This is a genomic window from Pseudomonas sp. MF7453, from assembly GCF_016405455.1.
GTDB classification, from domain to species: domain Bacteria; phylum Pseudomonadota; class Gammaproteobacteria; order Pseudomonadales; family Pseudomonadaceae; genus Aquipseudomonas; species Aquipseudomonas paralactis.
Window position 1 is genome coordinate 22,056 of the sequence record NZ_JAEKCN010000011.1, and the last position, 19,092, is coordinate 41,147.

18 protein-coding genes are annotated in these 19,092 nt (G+C 54.9%); 14 read left to right on the plus strand and 4 right to left on the minus strand.

Going from position 1 to position 19,092, the window contains the following annotated elements; translation table 11 throughout:
- Positions 1-5 precede the first annotated feature (5 nt).
- From JFT63_RS17895 to JFT63_RS17920, 6 genes are read left to right on the plus strand one after another with little or no spacing between them, the layout of a single operon-like run.
- Entirely contained in the window at positions 6-1,670 is a 1,665-nt protein-coding gene (locus tag JFT63_RS17895; RefSeq protein ID WP_198844431.1) for a phage tail-collar fiber domain-containing protein, read from the plus strand.
- A gap of 8 nt (positions 1,671-1,678) precedes the next feature.
- A complete protein-coding gene (locus JFT63_RS17900) occupies positions 1,679-2,596 on the plus strand; it encodes a hypothetical protein (protein WP_198844432.1) in 918 nt (305 codons plus the stop codon).
- Complete coding sequence (locus tag JFT63_RS17905; RefSeq protein ID WP_198844433.1) at positions 2,593-3,126, plus strand: baseplate complex protein; 534 nt, start codon at positions 2,593-2,595, stop codon at positions 3,124-3,126. Before JFT63_RS17900 ends, JFT63_RS17905 begins: the two co-directional genes overlap by 4 nt.
- Positions 3,123-3,815, plus strand: a complete 693-nt coding sequence (locus JFT63_RS17910) for a hypothetical protein (RefSeq protein WP_198844434.1) — start codon at positions 3,123-3,125, stop codon at positions 3,813-3,815. The genes JFT63_RS17905 and JFT63_RS17910 overlap by 4 nt, the downstream gene beginning before the upstream one ends.
- On the plus strand, positions 3,800-4,771 hold the full coding sequence (locus JFT63_RS17915; protein WP_198844435.1) for a hypothetical protein: 972 nt from the start codon (positions 3,800-3,802) through the stop codon (positions 4,769-4,771). Before JFT63_RS17910 ends, JFT63_RS17915 begins: the two co-directional genes overlap by 16 nt.
- A gap of 4 nt (positions 4,772-4,775) precedes the next feature.
- Positions 4,776-5,627, plus strand: a complete 852-nt coding sequence (locus JFT63_RS17920; RefSeq protein ID WP_198844436.1) for a DNA cytosine methyltransferase — start codon at positions 4,776-4,778, stop codon at positions 5,625-5,627.
- 120 nt (positions 5,628-5,747) lie between these two features.
- On the opposite strand, the gene JFT63_RS17925 is transcribed toward JFT63_RS17920, so the two are convergent.
- From JFT63_RS17925 to JFT63_RS17935, 3 genes are all read right to left on the minus strand, one after another.
- Positions 5,748-6,941, minus strand: a complete 1,194-nt coding sequence (locus tag JFT63_RS17925; protein ID WP_198844437.1) for a RelA/SpoT domain-containing protein — start codon at positions 6,939-6,941, stop codon at positions 5,748-5,750.
- Positions 6,942-7,278: 337 nt separating this feature from the next.
- Complete coding sequence (locus tag JFT63_RS17930) at positions 7,279-7,590, minus strand: hypothetical protein (RefSeq protein WP_198844438.1); 312 nt, start codon at positions 7,588-7,590, stop codon at positions 7,279-7,281.
- Positions 7,591-7,643: 53 nt separating this feature from the next.
- Positions 7,644-7,937, minus strand: a complete 294-nt coding sequence (locus JFT63_RS17935; protein WP_198844439.1) for a hypothetical protein — start codon at positions 7,935-7,937, stop codon at positions 7,644-7,646.
- 679 nt (positions 7,938-8,616) lie between these two features.
- Here JFT63_RS17935 and JFT63_RS17940 point away from each other — a divergent pair.
- Positions 8,617-8,910, plus strand: a complete 294-nt coding sequence (locus tag JFT63_RS17940; protein ID WP_198844440.1) for a type II toxin-antitoxin system TacA family antitoxin — start codon at positions 8,617-8,619, stop codon at positions 8,908-8,910.
- Between the two features lie 32 nt (positions 8,911-8,942).
- Positions 8,943-9,389: a hypothetical protein gene (locus tag JFT63_RS17945; protein WP_233102338.1), complete on the plus strand. Its 447-nt coding sequence runs from the start codon at positions 8,943-8,945 to the stop codon at positions 9,387-9,389.
- Positions 9,390-9,505: 116 nt separating this feature from the next.
- On the opposite strand, the gene JFT63_RS17950 is transcribed toward JFT63_RS17945, so the two are convergent.
- Entirely contained in the window at positions 9,506-10,456 is a 951-nt protein-coding gene (locus tag JFT63_RS17950; RefSeq protein ID WP_198844442.1) for a DUF2971 domain-containing protein, read from the minus strand.
- An 814-nt stretch (positions 10,457-11,270) separates the two neighbouring features.
- On the opposite strand from JFT63_RS17950, the gene JFT63_RS17955 reads away from it, so the two are divergent.
- The 6 genes from JFT63_RS17955 (at position 11,271) to JFT63_RS17980 (ending at position 19,025) form a co-directional block, all read left to right on the plus strand.
- Complete coding sequence (locus tag JFT63_RS17955; protein WP_198844443.1) at positions 11,271-13,643, plus strand: TOTE conflict system archaeo-eukaryotic primase domain-containing protein; 2,373 nt, start codon at positions 11,271-11,273, stop codon at positions 13,641-13,643.
- Between the two features lie 600 nt (positions 13,644-14,243).
- The gene (locus JFT63_RS17960; RefSeq protein WP_198707570.1) at positions 14,244-14,534 is read left to right on the plus strand and encodes a type II toxin-antitoxin system Phd/YefM family antitoxin; all 291 of its coding nucleotides are present in this window, start codon (positions 14,244-14,246) and stop codon (positions 14,532-14,534) included.
- A 9-nt stretch (positions 14,535-14,543) separates the two neighbouring features.
- Complete coding sequence (locus JFT63_RS17965; RefSeq protein WP_198707571.1) at positions 14,544-14,831, plus strand: type II toxin-antitoxin system RelE family toxin; 288 nt, start codon at positions 14,544-14,546, stop codon at positions 14,829-14,831.
- Positions 14,832-15,687: 856 nt separating this feature from the next.
- On the plus strand, positions 15,688-17,031 hold the full coding sequence (locus JFT63_RS17970; protein ID WP_198844444.1) for a CHASE2 domain-containing protein: 1,344 nt from the start codon (positions 15,688-15,690) through the stop codon (positions 17,029-17,031).
- A gap of 37 nt (positions 17,032-17,068) precedes the next feature.
- The gene (locus JFT63_RS17975; RefSeq protein WP_057702429.1) at positions 17,069-17,434 is read left to right on the plus strand and encodes a hypothetical protein; all 366 of its coding nucleotides are present in this window, start codon (positions 17,069-17,071) and stop codon (positions 17,432-17,434) included.
- A 13-nt stretch (positions 17,435-17,447) separates the two neighbouring features.
- A complete protein-coding gene (locus JFT63_RS17980) occupies positions 17,448-19,025 on the plus strand; it encodes a M48 family metallopeptidase (RefSeq protein WP_198844445.1) in 1,578 nt (525 codons plus the stop codon).
- Positions 19,026-19,092: the final 67 nt, after the last annotated feature.

Consider the following 19,092-nt stretch of genomic DNA (forward strand, 5'->3'; position numbering starts at 1 on the left):
CCCGCATGGCAGTAATGATTACCCGAGCCGGCGAACAACTGATTGCAAAAAAACAGGCCGCCCATGAGGTGCTAGTGATCAGTCGCTTTGTGCTTGCCCTAGTACCGGACCTGGATCCCTCGAGACCGGTAGACCGAGACGCGGAGAAGCCGCCTCCCGAGCAAATCATGCACACCCAGAACTACACCCAAAAAGGTTTCGTGAACCCCAATCAAGTGGTGTACAGCCTGATGATGGGTAGCGATATTGGCGACTTCGACTGGAACTGGATTGGGCTGGAAAGCGCCGAAGGAATATTGCTGGTCGTCGGCTACGTGCCGGTACAGCAAAAGCGAAAGAACATTCCGCCACACAAGATGGGCAATAACGTTACGCGCAACATGCTGTTGATGTTTGACGGGGCGCAGGTGCTGACGGAGGTGAACATTGATGCCAGTACGTGGCAGCACGACTTTACTGTGCGCCTGCGTGATATCGATGAGCGGGAACGATTGGCGAATCTGGATGTGTATGGGCGGGCGTGTTTCTTTGGCGACGGTCTGCAGGTGGCAAAGCTCGAAAAAGGTTATCAGCTCCGACCTGGAGTGACGTACATCGAAGGCATGCGTGTTGAGCGGGAAGTTGCTTTCCCGATCACGCCGCCCGGTTTACCGACAAAGGCCTATCTGGACGTCGCACTCATTCGCCAGGAAAACAGCGTTGGCGTGCAGTGGTCGGTCGCGTGGGGCGAAAACCTCGCTGATTACAAAGACCGCGTAGGCATTCAGCATTACCTGATTCCATTGGCGCACCTGACCGACTCACGGACCGTGACGGACTTACGGAGCGTAGAGCCCATTCGTGGCCCGTTGGTGCAACAATTTGCGTTTCGGCAAGGTGATTACAAAGAACTGCGAGCGCGGGCGACCACTAAAGAAGATGTTGATCTGGGCAATCTGCCCAACGCTATCAGCGACGACCCGAACACCAACAGCAGCGAGATCCTGGCCTCAACCGCTGCACTGAACCGGCTGAACCAACAAATAGGTGATGCGATGGTGGGCATGGTGGCCGCGTTCGACAGAGAAACGGCTCCCCCGGGCTGGCTTGAACGCAATGGTGCAGACGTGTCACGCACGACCTACGCCAAGTTGTTTGCCGTGATCGGGACCCGATATGGCTCAGGAGATGGCAGCACAACCTTTAACGTCGGTGACAGTCGAGGAATGTTTATCCGAGGTTGGGACAATCACCGTGGATTGGATTCCGGGCGCCAGTTAAGCACTGTCCAGCAAGGACAGAACGCGGCGCATACACATCACGCCTTGGCAAAAGCTGCTCCCGACCATGTACACAACGCTTCGACAGATACCCAGGGTGAACACATACACACTGCAACTACAGACGCCCAGGGCAATCACCAACACAGTAACTTCAGGGCACAAAACATCAACGTCGGTAACGGCGGCCCCAACCTGACGACTGCTAACGGCTCCGCTGGCTGGGCCTCCGCGACTGATTTTGCCGGCAACCATAGCCACGGGGTCAGTGTGGGCGCGGCGGGCGCGCATGTGCACTCCGTCTATGTGACTGGTAGCGGCGCCCACACCCATGCAATCACCATCGACTCCACCGGTGGCAACGAAGCACGCCCCATCAACCAGGCCCTTCTAATTTGCATCAAGTACTGAGGCCGAATATGCAGACCAAAACCGATACCTGGTCACCAGTCACCATGCGCTGGCCTGCCCATGCGACTAAGTGGATGGATGAGCTGGGGCCTGCCAAAGCGTTGGCCGACGCCGAGCTGGTGGGCACAGCCAAACGGCTTGCTGAACTGGAAGGACTCGCCACTACTAACCCAGGACCAGTGGGACCCGCTGCAAAAGCCGCCGTTGGGGCCGGGCGGGCGGCGATGGCTGGGCAGTTGGGGCAGGCACCTGCGTGCATGGTGATTACCCCGTTTCAGTGCGGTGTAGGTCAGGGGCGTGGGTATCAGCGTTTTTTGTCGGCACCGAACCTATTGCAGCTGTTGGCGGACAAGCTGCTAGATGGCGCGGGCGGTTACGCGTTGGCGCTGATATTTTTATCCTCCGACTATAACCAGCTTGCAAATGTGCTGGCGCGATTCAATGCCTTGATGCCGGTACCTGAGTTGCAGCGCACCGAGAAGCGAGCGCGGTACTTATCGCGGCTTGAGGCAGAAAAGTGGGAGTTGCCTACCGCAGCAGCTCTTCCGAGTTGGGGCACTTTGCCGTTGGAACGCTGCACTATCACCCAGGCGGCAAAGTGTTCGTTATCAGGGCAGTTGGCGGCGTTGGAAAGCTACACGGCGGACAGTTCGCCGCTGGAGGATTTGTCTGCCTTGGCAGCGCGCAAGGTGGGGCAGGCGGCGGCGCGGGATCAGCAATTGAAAGACCTGCAGGATCAGCTGGCCAATCCCATTCCAGACACAGCCATGGTCGTCCGCTTCGTCGGCCCAGGGAACGGCGGCGAGTTGCGCCGGCAGTTATTATCGGGGTCCTCGCCTGGCCATGAATGGGTGTCGTGCGCAGGGCTGCTGCTGGTCGGACCGAAAGACGGAATGAGCTTTGTGCAGGAGTTGGTCGGCCTATGACGCTGTTGCTCGATGGCCAGAAGATCAATGGCAAGTCGTTGAAGGTGACAGCCAACTTGAGGATCGAGAGCGTCGATCTGTCAGGGCAGACCAGTAACACTGACAGCGCACACAAGGGGTTCAAACCCAAGGCGCTGACGGTTTCGCTGCTGATCCCTTATCGCGATCGGCAACACCTCGTGGAGATCATGCGCTTGGCGGAAGTCACGGCGGGTGGCGGGCAGCTCAAGACTTACCGGGTGGTCAACGACACCGCCGAGGCGTTCGGGGTGCGGCAGGTGATATTCAGCGACACGATCACCGTGCGGGAGGATGACAACCTGGCCGCGTGGCGAGTGCAGTTTACGCTGACTGAGAGACTGTCGAATCCGGAGCGGGTGGAAACGCGGCGACCTGATAAAAACGTGCAACAGCAAGGCGGCACCGGGGTCAGCGTGGCGGCTTCATCGGCAGAATCGGATGCGTCTGAGTTGAGCGGGTTGGAGCAGATTTTGAAGCGCGTAGACGACTACGTGGGCCCCGTATCTTGAAGCCACATATAACGGTAAGGATAAACGGCCAGCCCTTTGACCTGGTGCAGCACGATGTCAGGCTGGAGCTGCGCGCCCCAGGCCGCGCCAGCTTCACGATCAAATCCCCCGCAGCCCAGCGCGGACTGGTGACACTCGACCTAGGCTACAACGACAAGTCACTTCACCGGCACTTCGTCGGCTACGTAGAGCGCTGCACCACGGCCAATAGCCAGGAACAGCTGCTGTTCTGCCGGGAGCTCGCGGCCGTGCTCGATTACCCGTTGCCCATGGCCTTGCGGCATGTGGACCTTCGTGCCGTGCTGGTCGAAGTAAGCCGCGTGACCGGTCTGCGGTTTCGGGTGCCGGATGCGCCGTACGCACGTGTGCGTGTGCCCTACTTCTATTCCCTAGGCGGCGGCGTTCAAGCCATGCATAGCATGGCCCACGTGTTCAACATCCCCGACTTTATCTGGCACCAACAGGGCGACGGCGAGGTGTTCGTCGGCAGTTGGGCCGACAGCTACTGGGGTGTGCGCCCGGCGCTGCAACTGCCCGTCGAGCTGTTCGACAGTTATCAGAGCGGCCAAAGCGCCGAGATCGCCGCCCTCCCCGGCCTGCGCCCTGGCGCAATGATCAACCAACATCAGCGCATCACCGCCGTAACGCTGACTGGTACGCAAATGGTGCTCAAGTGGAAGAAGCCGTAACCCGCATCGTTGAACGCCGCTTCCCGGAACTGGCCGGCGCCTATCACCTGCCGCGTTTTGCCCGCGTGCTGGCCGTAACGGATCCGCCTGCCGGTGCCGGGCTGTGCGACGACTTTCGGCCGCGCTATGCCGTCGACCTTGAAGTGCTGGGCCCGGACGGTGAAGTGGCTGCCGATTTGCCCCCTCTGCTGGGCGTTGCCCTGCCAGTTCCCGCCGGCGGTGCGGAGATGGGCTTTTATGGGTTTCCCCAGGAAGGCACCGTTGTGGTGGTCAGCTTTGCGTATGGGCTGCCAAACAAGCCGTTCATTTTGCAGACCTTACCGCATGGGTTGAGTTTGCCCCGGGTGCCGAGAGGGGATCAGGTGTGGCAACACAGTGAGGCGACGCAACAGAGAGCGGATGCCGAGGGGAATTGGTTGCGAATAACCGACGCCCGGATCACCGATCAAGCCAGCGAACGACAGGTCCAGGCGCTCGATAACGCAGAACGCTATCAAGTCAGCACCGTGGAGGTGAATGACCACAGCACGGAGTTGGTCGGCGGGATCAAGACGGTCGAGGCGCTGGGGGCAGTGAAACTGCTATCGGGTGGGTCGGCCAGCCTGGCGGCGATAGATGACCTACACATAGCCACCGGGCGGGATTTGAATCTGGTGGTGGGGCAAGAGCACAACACGACCGTGGGGGGCGACATGCGCGAGCAGATCCAGGGCGTGCGCGAAAGCATGGCGGCGGTCGGTCAACGTTTGGTGGCGACCAAGACCTGGCTCGGCTCCGAGGCGGTCAACGTGCTGCAGGTGGTGGGCGACCTGATCGAGCTGGTACAGCAGATGAATATTGCTATCGCCGCACACAAACACGGCCCGACACCTCCACCGGATAACGCGGGTGAATTCACCACACATGCAGCGTCTGCCACGGTGCAGGCCGCACAACTAAAACCCATCACCGAGTGAATGAATGCACCAACCCACCATTGGAAGCCTGTTTGCAGGCATCGGAGGCTTTGATGTCGGATTTGAAAACGCCGGATACCGCACCGCCTGGCAAGTCGAGCTCAACCCCATCAACCGGACTGTGCTTGCCGATCGATTTCCCCATGCACGCCAATTTGAAGACGTGCGCCAGTGCGGCGCTCACAACCTGTCAGCCGTCGATGTCATCACTGCCGGCTTCCCCTGCCAGGACATCAGCGTCGCCGGCTGCCGAGAGAGCAACCGCGCCAGCCGAGGTCTGCAAGGCGAGCGCAGCGGATTGTTTTGGGAAGTCATACGAATCCTCAAAGAAACACAACCTCGCTGGGTGGTCCTTGAGAACGTCGTTAACCTGCTCGCTGTCAACGATAGCCGCGACTTTGAGACAGTCATCCGGGCCCTTGCGGACTGCGGGTATGTGGGATTTTGGCGAGTGCTTAATGCTCAATATTTCGGAGTCCCCCAGCAACGTCGCCGCGTATTCCTGGTCGCCGGTTATCGACAAATGCCCCCCATCCAGCTCCTGGCTGACGCCGCGCCAGTGGACGCAATATCTCCAGCGTCTCAATCGCAGCACTGGCCACGGCCCGCGGATGCCTGGGCTGCCAATACTTTATTGGCAAACAAAGCCGGATCGCAGATCTCTATGGGCTGTACCACTTTCGTCGCTGAGCCGAACGGATGGGATCAGATGGTTGAGCGGCAGCGAGCGTCTGAGGATGATGGGTTTTGCCTCGGATTGGATGCGGCCAACCTTGCGGAGGCTTTTGGTGCCGGAAATGCCGTTGTTACGCAGGTGGCGGAGTGGGTTGGGCGGGGGTTGATTCAGAGCCACTGACCTTCTACATGCATGGCAATGAGAGCACTTCGGATGAGCGGACGCGCGTAATCGCGCCCGCCCAGCGTAGGCTGAGGGTTATAGCTCTTAAATCAGATTCAAAGCGAGCGAAGCCTAAAACTACGCGTCATCAGGTTCACGTGGCCCTTTCGGTAAATTCAGCTCTTTACGCAATTGCTTTAGATTCTCAATATTCTGTGAGCCTAATCCAGAGATAGAAAGTGATGTTGGCAGTTCTGGCAAACCCAAACCATTTTTTGCCAACAGCTCAGAGGCGCTCATCATGTTGCTCAAGCTTGAACCAATCGAAAGAATATTAGGATTAAAAAATCCGCTTATACCGAGGCCACTCAAAGCCTTTCGATTTTTATATGAGGCCGAATTTAGCTTCTCCAAATCCTCTTTGAGATTTTCAATCACGGATTGAAACTTCTCATTCTGCGCTTCCAGCTGCTTAATAGTTGCTTTGCCTTTTGGCTGCTCTTTTCGCAACTTCTCATAGTCCTGCAGATTCTCATTCATATCCAAAAGCGTCTTATCACGCTCCGCTATAGCTAACTCCCGACCTAAGTTTGCCTGCTCACTCGCCTGGAGTATTTTTGTTAACTCCTGAACAAAAGACCCCATTTCATCTGCACTCCCAGCCAGGCCATTAAATACGCTTAAAAAAACAGCAAGCTGAGGATTGTCAGAGTAATCTGGATATTTAACTCTATGGTCTATCTCACTCCACCCCTCTTGAAAGATAGTACGCACCTGAATCTCCACCAAAAATTCGGTTTTTTCAGGCTGTGTCTGAGCAATATAATGAATTGAACGATACCCTGCCTCATGTACCGTTTCCTTCCCTCCTCGCTCGACCATATCATGTTGGATGCGATCACCGTCACGTTTGAAAATTATTACCGGCTCTGCCAAATTCCAAGTTTCACGAATTGCATCATCAATTACTAGGCATTCATTACGAAAGAGATGCAGCGCCCGCACACCGATTAAGTCTGTTACGACGGAAAGATAATTTGATGAATTTAAATCCATCCACTTGGGCTTAGGTTCATTTTCGGCACGCTTACGAATTATTTTCTTCAAAAGGTGCAAAGTATCTTTAATCCTCCAGCGAACTGAATGCACACCAAAGAACGTTCGAATCCTAGATGAAACCTGCTCAGCGACGCTCTCGAGCGCTTGATGGCTATCCTGATAATCCGACGCAATCGCTACAAGCACCTCCCAATCAATTTTTGCGCTCGTGAAAACCTCTTCTGAAATATTAGCTAATTTCAGAAATTCTTCTTTGGTTAGTTCAAATGACATAAGCCTCACCGAGGTCGAGTTCCATTCAGATGATGGCAATTTACCATACCCTTATACGACTCAGCTCATGAACTTGGAAAAAGCGGAAAAAAGTGGGAGAGCCCGCAGCAGATCGGACATATTGTTTTATCTACTACGCGTAATGCCCCAATTGGAAATCGGCTATGGATGACAGGCCGTCCTTCCACACCGCGCGGGTGCATACATGCCGGAAGTGCCGTTGTTAAGCAGGTGGCGGGATGGGTTGGACGGGGGGCGGTGGAGGGCACGAGAGCGGTCCCCCTTGATTTCTAAAAAATGCGTCCGCCTACTATTAAGCGGACGCGATCGGCCTTAGCTACACAGCGTCAAAGGCACAGTATTGGTTACGCCTTTTTTCAACAACCCGTTCAATGGCAACGTTGTTTCCAATCTGGGCAACATAATTGATGCGTGTGGGCTTGAACTCGATTGCGGCCTCGGTCAGCACCTCGGCGATATCTGCCATTGCGTTGAGTTCGTCCTGCTTGGAATGACCCGGTGTGCTGAACGTCCAAACCGTATCCACGTGAGCCAATTTGACCCAGCCCTTGGTGGCGAGCAGCTTGTAAAAATCGTCACGCCGAGGCTCGGCGTTCATAAGGTCTAGAGAGACCATCACTCGGATCATTTCGAAATTCCTTTTAGATGCTGAGTACGGGATGTAACGCCAGCGGATCCTAATCATGGCTGCTCGAATAAATTGCTGGCTATAGGAATTATCTCTGGGCAGATGACGAGACCGCCATCTTTGGCGCGATATTCATTAGGGGGATGCCGGACAATTTCTGAAAAATCGCGGGCCGCAGCATCAGCCGCTGCGGTAACCGAAACCCCAGCAAAAACGCTGTGCAATCCCCCGATTTCAAAACTGTAAATGAGTTGTTCCTCATTCAAATTGGAACAACCGATCATGCGAAGGCTTAAAAAAATCTTACATTTTCTGGCTGAAGTAATAACTCTGCTAACCGCCTTCATTGCTCTTCATGGAGCGCTTTCCCCTGCTACACCCACCTCTCACTACGTGTTCATTCTCGTCCAATCGCCATCATGCGAATTCCAAAAGCTGGCATCACCTGCCACATCGCCGAAAACTCAAGCCTTGTAGAGAACGACTGCTGGGAGATGCTCACACTGGCAATCCACCCACCCTTGGCGCAGATCAAATGGCCCTTTCTGCCCCTCCAAAGGGGGCAGAATCAACGCACCGGGGGATTTTTTCACTCATCGAATGAGCCACTGTCCCAGGGCTCGTTTAAAGAAGGATGATTCAAATTTTTTGCGCAGCGGCTGACGGAGCAAGCGGCGTTGAGGAAATTATTCCGGTCGCTCATCGAGGCCTGATCGGATGAGGGCGCTCGGGTTCTGATGCAAATATACAGGGTGCTGAACGGCACAATCGCCGAAGAGTCCGTATATCACAAAGATACACACGCATAGACAAAAGATACACGAGACTGTAAAATTCCTCGCGAGGCCACCTTCATGGCCTGAAAACTCAAATGTTAGATCTCTCAAACGAGAGATCACATCAAGCGAATCACTGAGGCATCTCAAAGGTATCCATCCATGAAAAACACAAAACAGAAGTTTGACGCACTAAAGCGATAAGGAGGCCTCTACACACACACGTAATACTCCAAGGCGGGAACGGAACATGACGGTAACTATTGAAAGCATTGAAAAAACAAAGCCCGTGGCGATCAACATGCGTGCGGACGAAAGAAAACGGAACCTGATCGATCTGGCAGCTGCCATGTCCGGTCGCGACCGAACCAGCTTTATCTTGGAAGCTGCTTGCCAAAAAGCAGAAGAAGTCATCCTGGATAAGCGCTTGTTCCTTCTCGACGACATAGCATTTGACGCATTCGAACAGGCCATGGAAGCCAACCCGATACGAGGTAACGAATGCCTACGTCAACTTCTCGAAAGACCCAAACGGTGGAGCTAAGTGCTCCGCAAAAGCTGACCGACGAGCACATCTTGGATCAGTTCGATTCGGGTGAACCGTCCATTGACGACTACCTCCAAAGGCAGGCGCGCAAAGCACAAGCGGCCAAACAAGCTGTCATTTACGTTGTCTGCCGCAAGGATACCTTGATTGTCATGGGTTACTACTCCTTGTCGAGCGGCTCCATTGCGCGCGCGAATGTCGTTCCGAAAAGCCACCAACGGAATTCACCAAACGTTCATCCAGTGACACTGCTGGGTCGTATGGGAATCACTCAAGCAGCTCAGGGGCAAGGATTCGCTATCGACCTCCTGCAAGATGCTATTGAGCGAGCAATCAGCGCCTCCAATACGATTGGCTCGACCGCCTTGATTGTTCACCCTCTGAACGAACGCCTGTCGAGCTTTTACATCAAGTACGCAGGATTTATACCGTGTCCGGGACTCTCGCCCATTACGCTGATGCTGCCGCTTCGATAGCCACTTACGACGCGATGCCAAACCCGCTATAGCTCTAGCGATAGTGGGTTATTTATTGTCTCTTGGCAACTCATGCCTCCAATTAATCAACAACCTCCTTTAGCCCTCTCATTTTTTCACAGTCCCGCAGACACCGCTTCCATAGAGAATTTGTGTGGGACCAAACGCATCCGAAGTACAGGCACACCAGCCGCCCGCGCGGCACAGACAACACGCTCTTCATCTTTCTCACTGATCTTCGAACCAAGGTATACGGCCTTAAGCGGAGCAATAAGATTTCTAGCAGGGTACTCCGGCCCATCCACCAACACTAAGCGCCATTCCTCCTCGTATGCCCAGTCAGGAGATTTATGAAGCGCCGCAACCAAGCCAAATAGGTTATTAAAGTTCTTTCGAGGGATCTCACCCCGAAGAACGTCGGAGGCGTTAAATACTCCACTATATATGACGGGCCATAAAGACAACCCCAAAAGATTCTTAGGCGACAGACCTTTGAAATCATACTCCATGGCAAACCCGGTATGATTTTTGGCGTAGTGGGCCCAAAGGGGCAAAGAATTAAGCCTCTCTGTTAATGAGCAGATCTTGTAGGAGTTTTGAAGCCGAGTATTCATTTGGCTCACCATATCAACTGCTAACTTCGCATGGCTCATCCTTAAAACCTCGCAAATAGCTTCTATCTCACGCTTGCTAAGCTCAGACTCATTCATTTGAGCCGGGATATATCTAAGCATTTCTAACATCGGATCTTTAGCGGTCAAAATATTCTGACGATCCGCTTCTGAAATCTCTTCAACATGATTAAGCAAGGATTCAACATGTGAAACTCCAAAGCTAGGATCAAAATCTACTGCCGAATCATATGGATCATTAAAGTTACTAGCGAAAGTCAAATGCAATGTAGAACTTTCAAGATTATTCAACGAGTAATCGTTTACCTCTCTAAACTTAAACAACGAATTAGGGAAGTGATCAAATTTCAAACTCTGAGCCGCCGAAATTCTCTCAAGAGACATCGAGCGGGTACCAATTAGCTGCATTAATTCATCAATCCATTCTCTAGACATACTTTCTCCTCGACAACTAAAAACGCTTCACTTTAAGCCTAAAACGGCCTTTCTGACCAAGCGTACCCCCATTGCTTATCAATCGGGGCTAAGAAAGCACTTTTCCCCCTCCCGCCGACGGGCCGCACGTGGTCATTTTACGAAATCACAAAAACTCAGAAATGGCAGCTCAACCCAAGCGAATCAGCGCCAGAACCGGACTACCTGAGAGTGTCACGCAGCGAAATCTTTGGAAGAAGTGTGAAGCCCAAAGCAGAAAAAGTGTCCACAAAGTGTCCACAGCCACCGGGAGAATCAGCCTCACATTTCCCATATATGACAGAAAATCGTAGACACTACGCGCTTTGCCAATGGATACCGGACATCGGGTTGGACTTGTAATCAGTAGGTCCCGGGTTCGACTCCTGGTGCCGGCACCATACAAAACAAAGCCTCCACAGAAATGTGGGGGCTTTGTTGTTTCTGCCACATTAATATTCTACCCGCGCGCGGCCGCCATGATGCCCCTCGGCCACCGAATCTGTTAGGTTCCACAGGCCCACCTCAAGAGCTTTATACTCAATTATGGGCTGGCAATAAGGATAATTGCATTCTCAGCAGATCTCAGCACCCTGAATTGGCTGAGTCGATGGCAAACAAGCTTCTGAACCCTGGCGTGCTTAATGCCAACTTACGCTCAAGCCTTTTTTTCTGGCCTGCGCCGCACGGGTAAAAAGACATTTCTGAGAGGCGACCTGGTCTATATTTCATTGATGGGACTGGGAGTTGTAGCTTGACGCTACAGGCTTCACCTGAGAAGTAGGGACTGTAGGCGGTGAAAGATACTAGTCTGGTGGCGAAGTTAAGGACTGAGAATGCAAGATTGGTTGCCTTGCTGGATGCTCATGGCATCGAATGGCGCCGACCAGTTGTGCCAGTCAAGATAGCGCTTGTCCAAGCAGAACAATCACAGCAACTCGGTACTGATGGAAAGCTTGCCCTATTCCGAAGCTTGTTTCGTGGTCGAACGGACGTTTATCCCCTCCGCTGGGAAAGCAAGGCAGGCAAATCAGGATACGCACCCGCTTGCGCAAACGAATGGAGGCCTGGCGTTTGTGAGAAGCCCCGAATTAAATGTGGCGACTGCGGTAACCGCCAGCTGCTTCCGCTGACCGATGAGGTGGTCTATCGCCATCTGGCGGGCGAAGTGGTCGTTGGTATCTACCCCCTACTCTCTGATGACACTTGTTATTTTTTGGCAGTCGACTTCGATGAGGCCGAATGGCGTGATGATTCCAAAGCTTTTGTGCAGTCATGCCATGAGCTGAACGTCCCGGTGGCGCTGGAAATATCGCGCTCAGGCCAAGGGGCTCATGCCTGGGTTTTCTTTGAGCGTAATGTTCCTGCCTGCGATGCGCGCCGCCTCGGGGCCGCAATTATCAGTCATGCCTGTGAACGCACCCGCCAGTTGGCGCTCAGCTCCTATGATCGACTGTTTCCAAACCAGGACTATATGCCCAAAGGCGGCTTTGGAAATCTCATCGCGCTCCCTTTACAAAAGCGGGCCAGGGCCCAAAACAATAGCGTTTTTGTAAACGACTCGCTTGAGCCTCATCCTGATCAATGGGCCTTCCTGGCATCGATTCAGCGCATGAGTCCAGAAGATATCCAGCCCGTTATTATCCAGGCGATGGGTAATCGGGACCCTCTAGGGGTCGCCTATGTCGATGACGAAGGTGATGCAGAACCTTGGAAAGATCGTGAATCGAGATCACGTAAATTGACATGCCCGTTGCCTGCTGCTGTCAACATCACGCTGGCTAACTTAATTTACTTTGAAAAGTCGGAATTGCCACAGCCATTGGCAAACCAGCTTGGCCGGCTCGCTGCCTTTCAAAATCCTGAGTTCTACAAAGCTCAGGCCATGCGCATGTCAGTGTGGAACAAGCCAAGGATTATCGGCTGTGCCCAGAACTTCCCCAAATATATTGCGTTACCACGTGGCTGTTTGGATGCTGCGCTGGAGCTTTTAGAGGAAAACGGGGTTACCCCTATTCTTAAAGACGAACGCTTCGCGGGCGACCCCATCGACGTGAGCTTTCTCGGGACCCTGCGTTCTGACCAAGAGGCTGCTGTCAGCACAATGCTAAGTCATGACACCGGTATCCTCTGCGCACCGACAGCTTTCGGTAAAACGGTGAGTGCTGCTGCGTTAATTGCCGCACGTGGCATTAACACGTTGGTGCTTGTGCATCGGACGGAACTGTTAAGGCAGTGGCAAGAGCGCTTGCAGGCGTTCTTGGGAGTCGGGAATGGTGTCGTTGGTACTCTTGGGGGCGGAAAAGCGAAGCTTACCGGCATCATCGACATTGCCGTAATGCAGTCGTTATCGCGAAAAGGCGAGATCAGCGATCAGGTAAAAAATTACGGCCAGATCATCGTTGATGAGTGTCATCACCTATCAGCAGTGTCATTCGAGGCACTACTGAGGAGCGCGCGCGCGCGGTACATACTGGGACTCACAGCAACCCCAGTGCGCCGAGATGGGCAGCAGCCCATTATTTTCATGCAGTGCGGACCGATCCGACATTCTGCTGCTCGACCAACGAGTGCGCCCCATGACCTATCTGTCGTGCCTCGATTGCTGCCCAAACCAATAGTGGTCCCCGACGGCTTTGGGATTCAGGACGTTTTTCGGCGTCTAGCCGACGACTCTGAGCGGACAGCCAAAATCGTCTCGGAGATTGAGCTGGCGTACAACGAGGGTAGAAAAATTCTAGTGCTAACGGAGCGGACGGAACATGTGGATGCCCTTGAATTAGAATTGAAGCAGCGCGTGCATAACCTTTTCACGCTTCATGGGCGAGTGCCTAAGAAACAGCGGATTTCCCGTATGCATGAGCTTGAGTCCCTTCCCCCTAATGCTCCACGAGTGCTGCTGGCAACAGGAAAACTAGTAGGTGAAGGCTTCGATCATCCGCCGTTGGACACGCTGGTGCTGGCAATGCCCATCTCATGGAAGGGAATCCTTCAGCAATATGCGGGGCGGTTGCATCGATCACATGCCGGTAAGGCCGACGTGCAAGTGATCGACTTCATTGACGAAGGTAATGTCGCACTGATGAGAATGTGGGATAAACGCCAGGCTGGTTACAAAGCGATGGGCTACCGCATGACTGATTCCATGGCCACCATGGACCTACTCTAACTCTAAAGTGGTTGATCGTTGACACATCAACGGCCCAACCCTCGTAGACATGACCGGTCACTGTGGGGGTGAACTCCGCCCCTTCGCCGTTAATCACATCAATAAACCTGCAAATGCTGGAACGTTTTCCTAATGCAGGGAAAGCGTCTCCAGCGCCCGATTTCCGTGAGCTGATTCTCACCACGTATCCGTATCGAGCGACCTATAGCTTGCAAGGTGGCCGTGTAATGGTCTTCCGTATTCCTCACCAGCACTCGGAGCGTCGTGAGGATTGGTGATCGTTGAAACGCATATGCGCCCAGGTAATTGACCAACCGGTTACAAGACCGTTGGTCCAGACTCATCACCCGCACAAAGTCCCGAGGCAGTAGGTAGGTGGGATAAGAGCCTCAAGGCACTAGGCGCGCTGACACTGCTGCCCGGAGGGTCTGCAACCTTGGTGACAGGAAAACAGCGACGTTTCGCACATAAATACATTCATCTGACGGTTGAATCGCGTGATGTATTGCGCAATACTTTACGTACTTAAACACGCAGGATTTATCGCTTTATTGTATGCACTCCTGTGTTTCAATGTCTGTTTTGTATGGAGTAACAGTCATGGCAGCGTTGCTTGAGCGAGCTGATCAGGCCGTATCGGTTACCGCGATGGTTCGAGGGTTCAGTACGAAGCTCAAAGAGGTATCGAGCCGCACCACCGATCGTCTGGTTGTATTCAAAGACAATGAGCCCGCAGCAGTCATCGTAAATGTCCAGGCTTATCAAGAAATGCTTGATGAGCTTGAAGACCTTCGTATTGAAGCGACGGCACGTGATCGGGTGGCAAATTTCGACCCACAAAACGCTATCTCCCACGCCGATATGCGGGCCAGGTACGCCAAAAAAGACTAAGGATTTGCGATGGTTTGGAGCGTCATATACCACCCGGATACAGAAGAAGACTTCGATAAGCTTGGTTCTGCTGCGGCAAACCGGATCCTTGATGTGATTGAAGACAGAGTTGAAAACGGCGAGCCTGACAAAAGCGGTAAACCTTTAAGTGGCAGCCTGGCTGGATGTCGCAGAATCCGAACAGGCGAAACTCGAATCGTCTACCGGGTCGATGGAAAGAGAATCGAGGTTCTGATCATTGCTGTCGGAGCTCGTCGTGACAGCGAAATTTACGACACGGCGAAAAAGCGAGTCTGAGCCCGCCATTGCGGGCTTTTCTTTGTGACGAGGCAGTAACAATCATTGAAGGCCTTGAGGCTAAAAGGAACAGATCCATTTTCCCGACTGCTCCCCACTCCCCCCCAATTTACCCTTCCGACCGTCGCTGCCGATTCCGCGACCGGATCTGAGAGCCCGATTTGATGCAGGCGCCTTAACAGAAGTCGTGTGGTGCGCGGGCTGACGTCATCGCGGCATGGGTATCTACACAACTTTTGTAGCCACTGCCGACGGTAACCACGATGCGAAGCGAGCCGCTCTTGATCTGCTTTTGATCTTAGGCGCCCCGTCAAACCACGCTGGCCGGAATTCGACACTGATTTGGGGGGGTAAACCGGCAGGGATGCCGGTTTAGCCGCCCCGCGCCATGGATGGCGCGTGGCGACGGCCCCCCAAATCACTGGCGGATTACGGGCACACCGAGCCCAGACGAGGTGCCGAGTGGTGGGGCAAGAGCGCTTTGCTTACTTTTGTCTGGGCCGGCATTCCGGCTTTTCGAAAGTGAGCCGCTGTCAGAGCGGAACCCTAAGTGGCCGTTACCTAAATAACGGATACGTGCTTGATCAAAGTCCAGCATCCTGGTCGGCCCTACGGCCGCCATCGGGGGCGAGCCCCCTCCCACAGGTCCGGCGTCGCACCAGGAATTGTGTAGATACCCATGGTCATCGCGGGCAAGCCCAGCACAGGAAAGCCCTGGCCTGAATAGGTCGGGGCTTTTTGCGAACGACGATCCATGCGCCCATAGCGATATGGCACTTAGCCACTTATCCGGTTGACACCCCCTCCCCACTCCGTTAAAAACCTCGCCCTGCTTATGCTTTTAATCGAGACATGGATGTCGTCCAACCCCCCGCTATTCAAGTACCGCCGCTATTGGCTGGCAGCCATCATCGTGTTGCTGGCGATTCTTGATCCTTTCGGCCTGGCCAGTTCCAGCGACAAGGCGTCGGCGCAGTGGCTCAATCGCATGTTTGCCAGTCACTACCCGAGCCTTGGGCAGCAGCGGGTGGCGGTGGTGTTGATCGATGATGCCTACCTGATGCGCAACAACAGCTCGTGGCCCATGCCTTATGGCGAGCAGAGCAAATTGTTCAAGCGCTTGCTGGCGTACAAGCCTCAGGCGGTGTTTGTGGATTTGCTTTATAGCCACGACCACTCGTTGGGCGACCCGACGCGGGGCAGTCAGTTGTTGGCGAATGTGTTTGAGCGTTATCAACGCCAGGGTATCCCGCTGTGGCTGGCCAATACGGGCTTGGCGCGCGGGGAGGCGGGCCAGGCGAATACGCTGGCGCCGTTTATGCAGGTGAGCCAGCCGGCGTTGGTGGTGTGGGAAGGAGTGGATGACAAGTATCCACTGGCGATGCACACACAGGCTGGGCTTTTGGAAACGCCGGCGATGGCGCTGTACCGCGAGTTCTGCGCCACGCAACATTGCAAACAGCCGCCGGTGGATGCGCAAACCGCTGCGCAACGTCAGCCCATTGCCGTGCAGTGGGGCTTGAAGCTGGCGCCGGAACAGACGCGTATTGCCGATATCAGCCACTGCGCGCCCGCGCGGCATTTTTTGCTGGACGGGGTGGCGCAGTTCTTTCAGGCCGTGTTCTGGAAGCTTGATGACTCGGCCCAGGCGCGATGCCCTTATACGCTGACGTTGTCGGCCAGTGACCTTGAGGTCAGCGACCCCGATGACCAGGCACTGGTCGCCGAGTTACTGCGCGACCGCCTGGTGTTGGTGGGCGCCAATATTGCTTCCACCGGGGATCTGGTGGAGTCGCCGGTACATGGCCAGCTCCCCGGCGTGTATTTGCACGCCATGGCCCTGGATAACCTGATCAATGAGGGCATGGACTACGACCATGAACCGGCCAACTTCCCCCGCTTGCCCTTCAATTGGCTGGACCTGCTGGAACTCGGGCTTCTGGCGTTGATTGCCGTGCTCAAGGCGCTGCACGCACGTCGCCTGGCGGGCCAGCGCACCTGGAGCCGTTGGCGGCGCCAGGAAATCTGGTTTTTTACCTCGCCGTGCCCCTCGTGGCTGTTGGTGATGTCGATGTTGGCGGCGGTCAGTGTGTTGCTGAGCCTCAATGACATCACGCCGGTCAACGTGTTGGGCATTGTGTTGCTGTCGTTGGTGTTGTTCAGCGAGCGGATCGAAGCCTTCTTCGACCGTGACCGTTGAGTGTGCCGTTTTGTCATTTGACTCAAGGAATTCAAGGATGAACAGAAGTCTCGTCGTTTTGCTCACCGCCCTCTTCACCCAGGGTGCCTGGGCGGAAATTCACAGTATCAAGGCGTTCCTCGCCGACCCGGTGACCGTGCTGGACGAGCAGGGCAAGCAACAACGTGAGCTGGCAAAAAAAGACGCACCCACTCAGCCCGTACCGGTGTTGCAGTACAACCAGGCGCTGGACCTGGTCCAGGTGGAGCTGGCGGGCCAGAAGGTGTGGCTGGACACCATGGACCTGCGCATCGAACCACCGCTGAATGTCGTGGACCTGCCCTGCCAGGGTCTGACCAAAAGCCAGGCCAAAGACAGCCGCAATAATTCCACCATTGGTTTTGGTGCCGGTTGCAATCAATAAAAGGAGCGTTGCGGTGAAGGGATATCTTGTAGCAGCCAGCCTGTTGGCCAGTTCGGTGCTCAGCGGTTGCGCCACTTTGAAGGGCGCAGACCAGGCGTTCCTGAACCTGGTGGGGCCCTCGACCCAATCCAGGGTTCAGGGCCACTATGTGGACAACACCGACGTGCGCCAGTATTACAAGCTCGACCCCCAACGCCAGAGCAAACAGCGCCTGAGCTACGACGGTCGTGCGGTGCCGGCCGCCGAAGCGCGCCAGCAGAACCTGGTGGATATCCCGATGCTGCAAACCTACTTGCAGGGCATTGTCACGCGCTTGTCCAAGGGCTGGCCAGGGGAGTTGCCGCCGCTGCAGGTGAAGATTACCGACAGCTATGGATTCGGCCCGTCGGCAGATCCTTACGGCAACCTGTTCGTGCCGCTGGGTATGCTGGACAACGTCGCCAGCGAAGACGAAATTGCCGCGATGCTTGGCCATGAAATGAGCCACGTATTGCTGCATCACCATGACCGCATGGCCGCCTTCCAGCAGCAGAAAGACATGTTCACCACCGTCGCCTCCACGGTCGCCTTGGCCACCATGGCTGCTGATACGGGCGTCGATCGTAGTTCCGGGACCATGAAACTGTTCAGTAAAGACCCGGCCGGCACCCAAAAGACCATCGGTAACACCGTGCTGTACACCGCCCTGGCCAATACCTTTTCCGATCATGTATGGAGCACCGCCTGGGGCCGCAGCCAGGAAGACCAGGCGGACTTGCTGGGCACCGACTTGATGATCCGCGCCGGTTACGCCCCTCGCGCCGCCACCCATAGCCTGGAGCGCCTCAACGACTTCCAGGGCAAGCAGAAACCCTTGCTCACAGGCTTCCTCACTGCGCGCAAGAATGCCATGCAGGATTCGCTGCAACAGTTCAACCTCAACCAGTTCACCAAAGAATTGGACGTGCTGGTCAAGGACGGTTTGACCACCGGCATCACCGCAACCACGCAGTATTTCAATCGCTCACACATGTCGGCCATGGACCGTGACACCGAGCTGCGCCAGTACTTGCAACGCGAATATCGCCAGGAGCGCCGCGCCCGGGTCAACCCGCAAAGCTGGTCGAAGATGAAGAGCACGCCCCAGGTGGCGAAAGCTTTGCAGGGCTATAAAGACGCGTACTTCGCGATTGATGCCCTGGAGAAAAACAAGGTGCCACAGGCTGACGCTTTCATTCGCAAGGCCCTGGCCTCGCCGGTAAAAGACCAGCCGAGCATTCGGCGCACCGCCTATACCGTGCGCCTGGCCCAAGGCAAAAACAGCGAAGCGGTGAAAGAGTTACAGGCGATCAAGGACTGGTCCCTGGCCGGCCCTTCTACTTATGACTTGATGATCAGCTACCACCTCAAGCGGGGTGATGGGCAATCGGCGCTGGCGATGATCGACAAAGCGGAACGCAATCTGGGCTCGGAGGAACTGTTTATTACCGAGAAGCTGTTGGCCAACCAGCAACTGCAGAATGCGCAGCAGGTGCAAACGGTGTTGCGCAAGTGCGAGCAGTACCCGACACGCAAGGAAAACTGCAAGAAGCTCGCGCCAGCCAAGGCCTAGGTGGCAGCCTCCAGGCATAAAAAAACCCCGAACCAGTCGGGGTTTTTTATTGCCTGACATCAGGCAC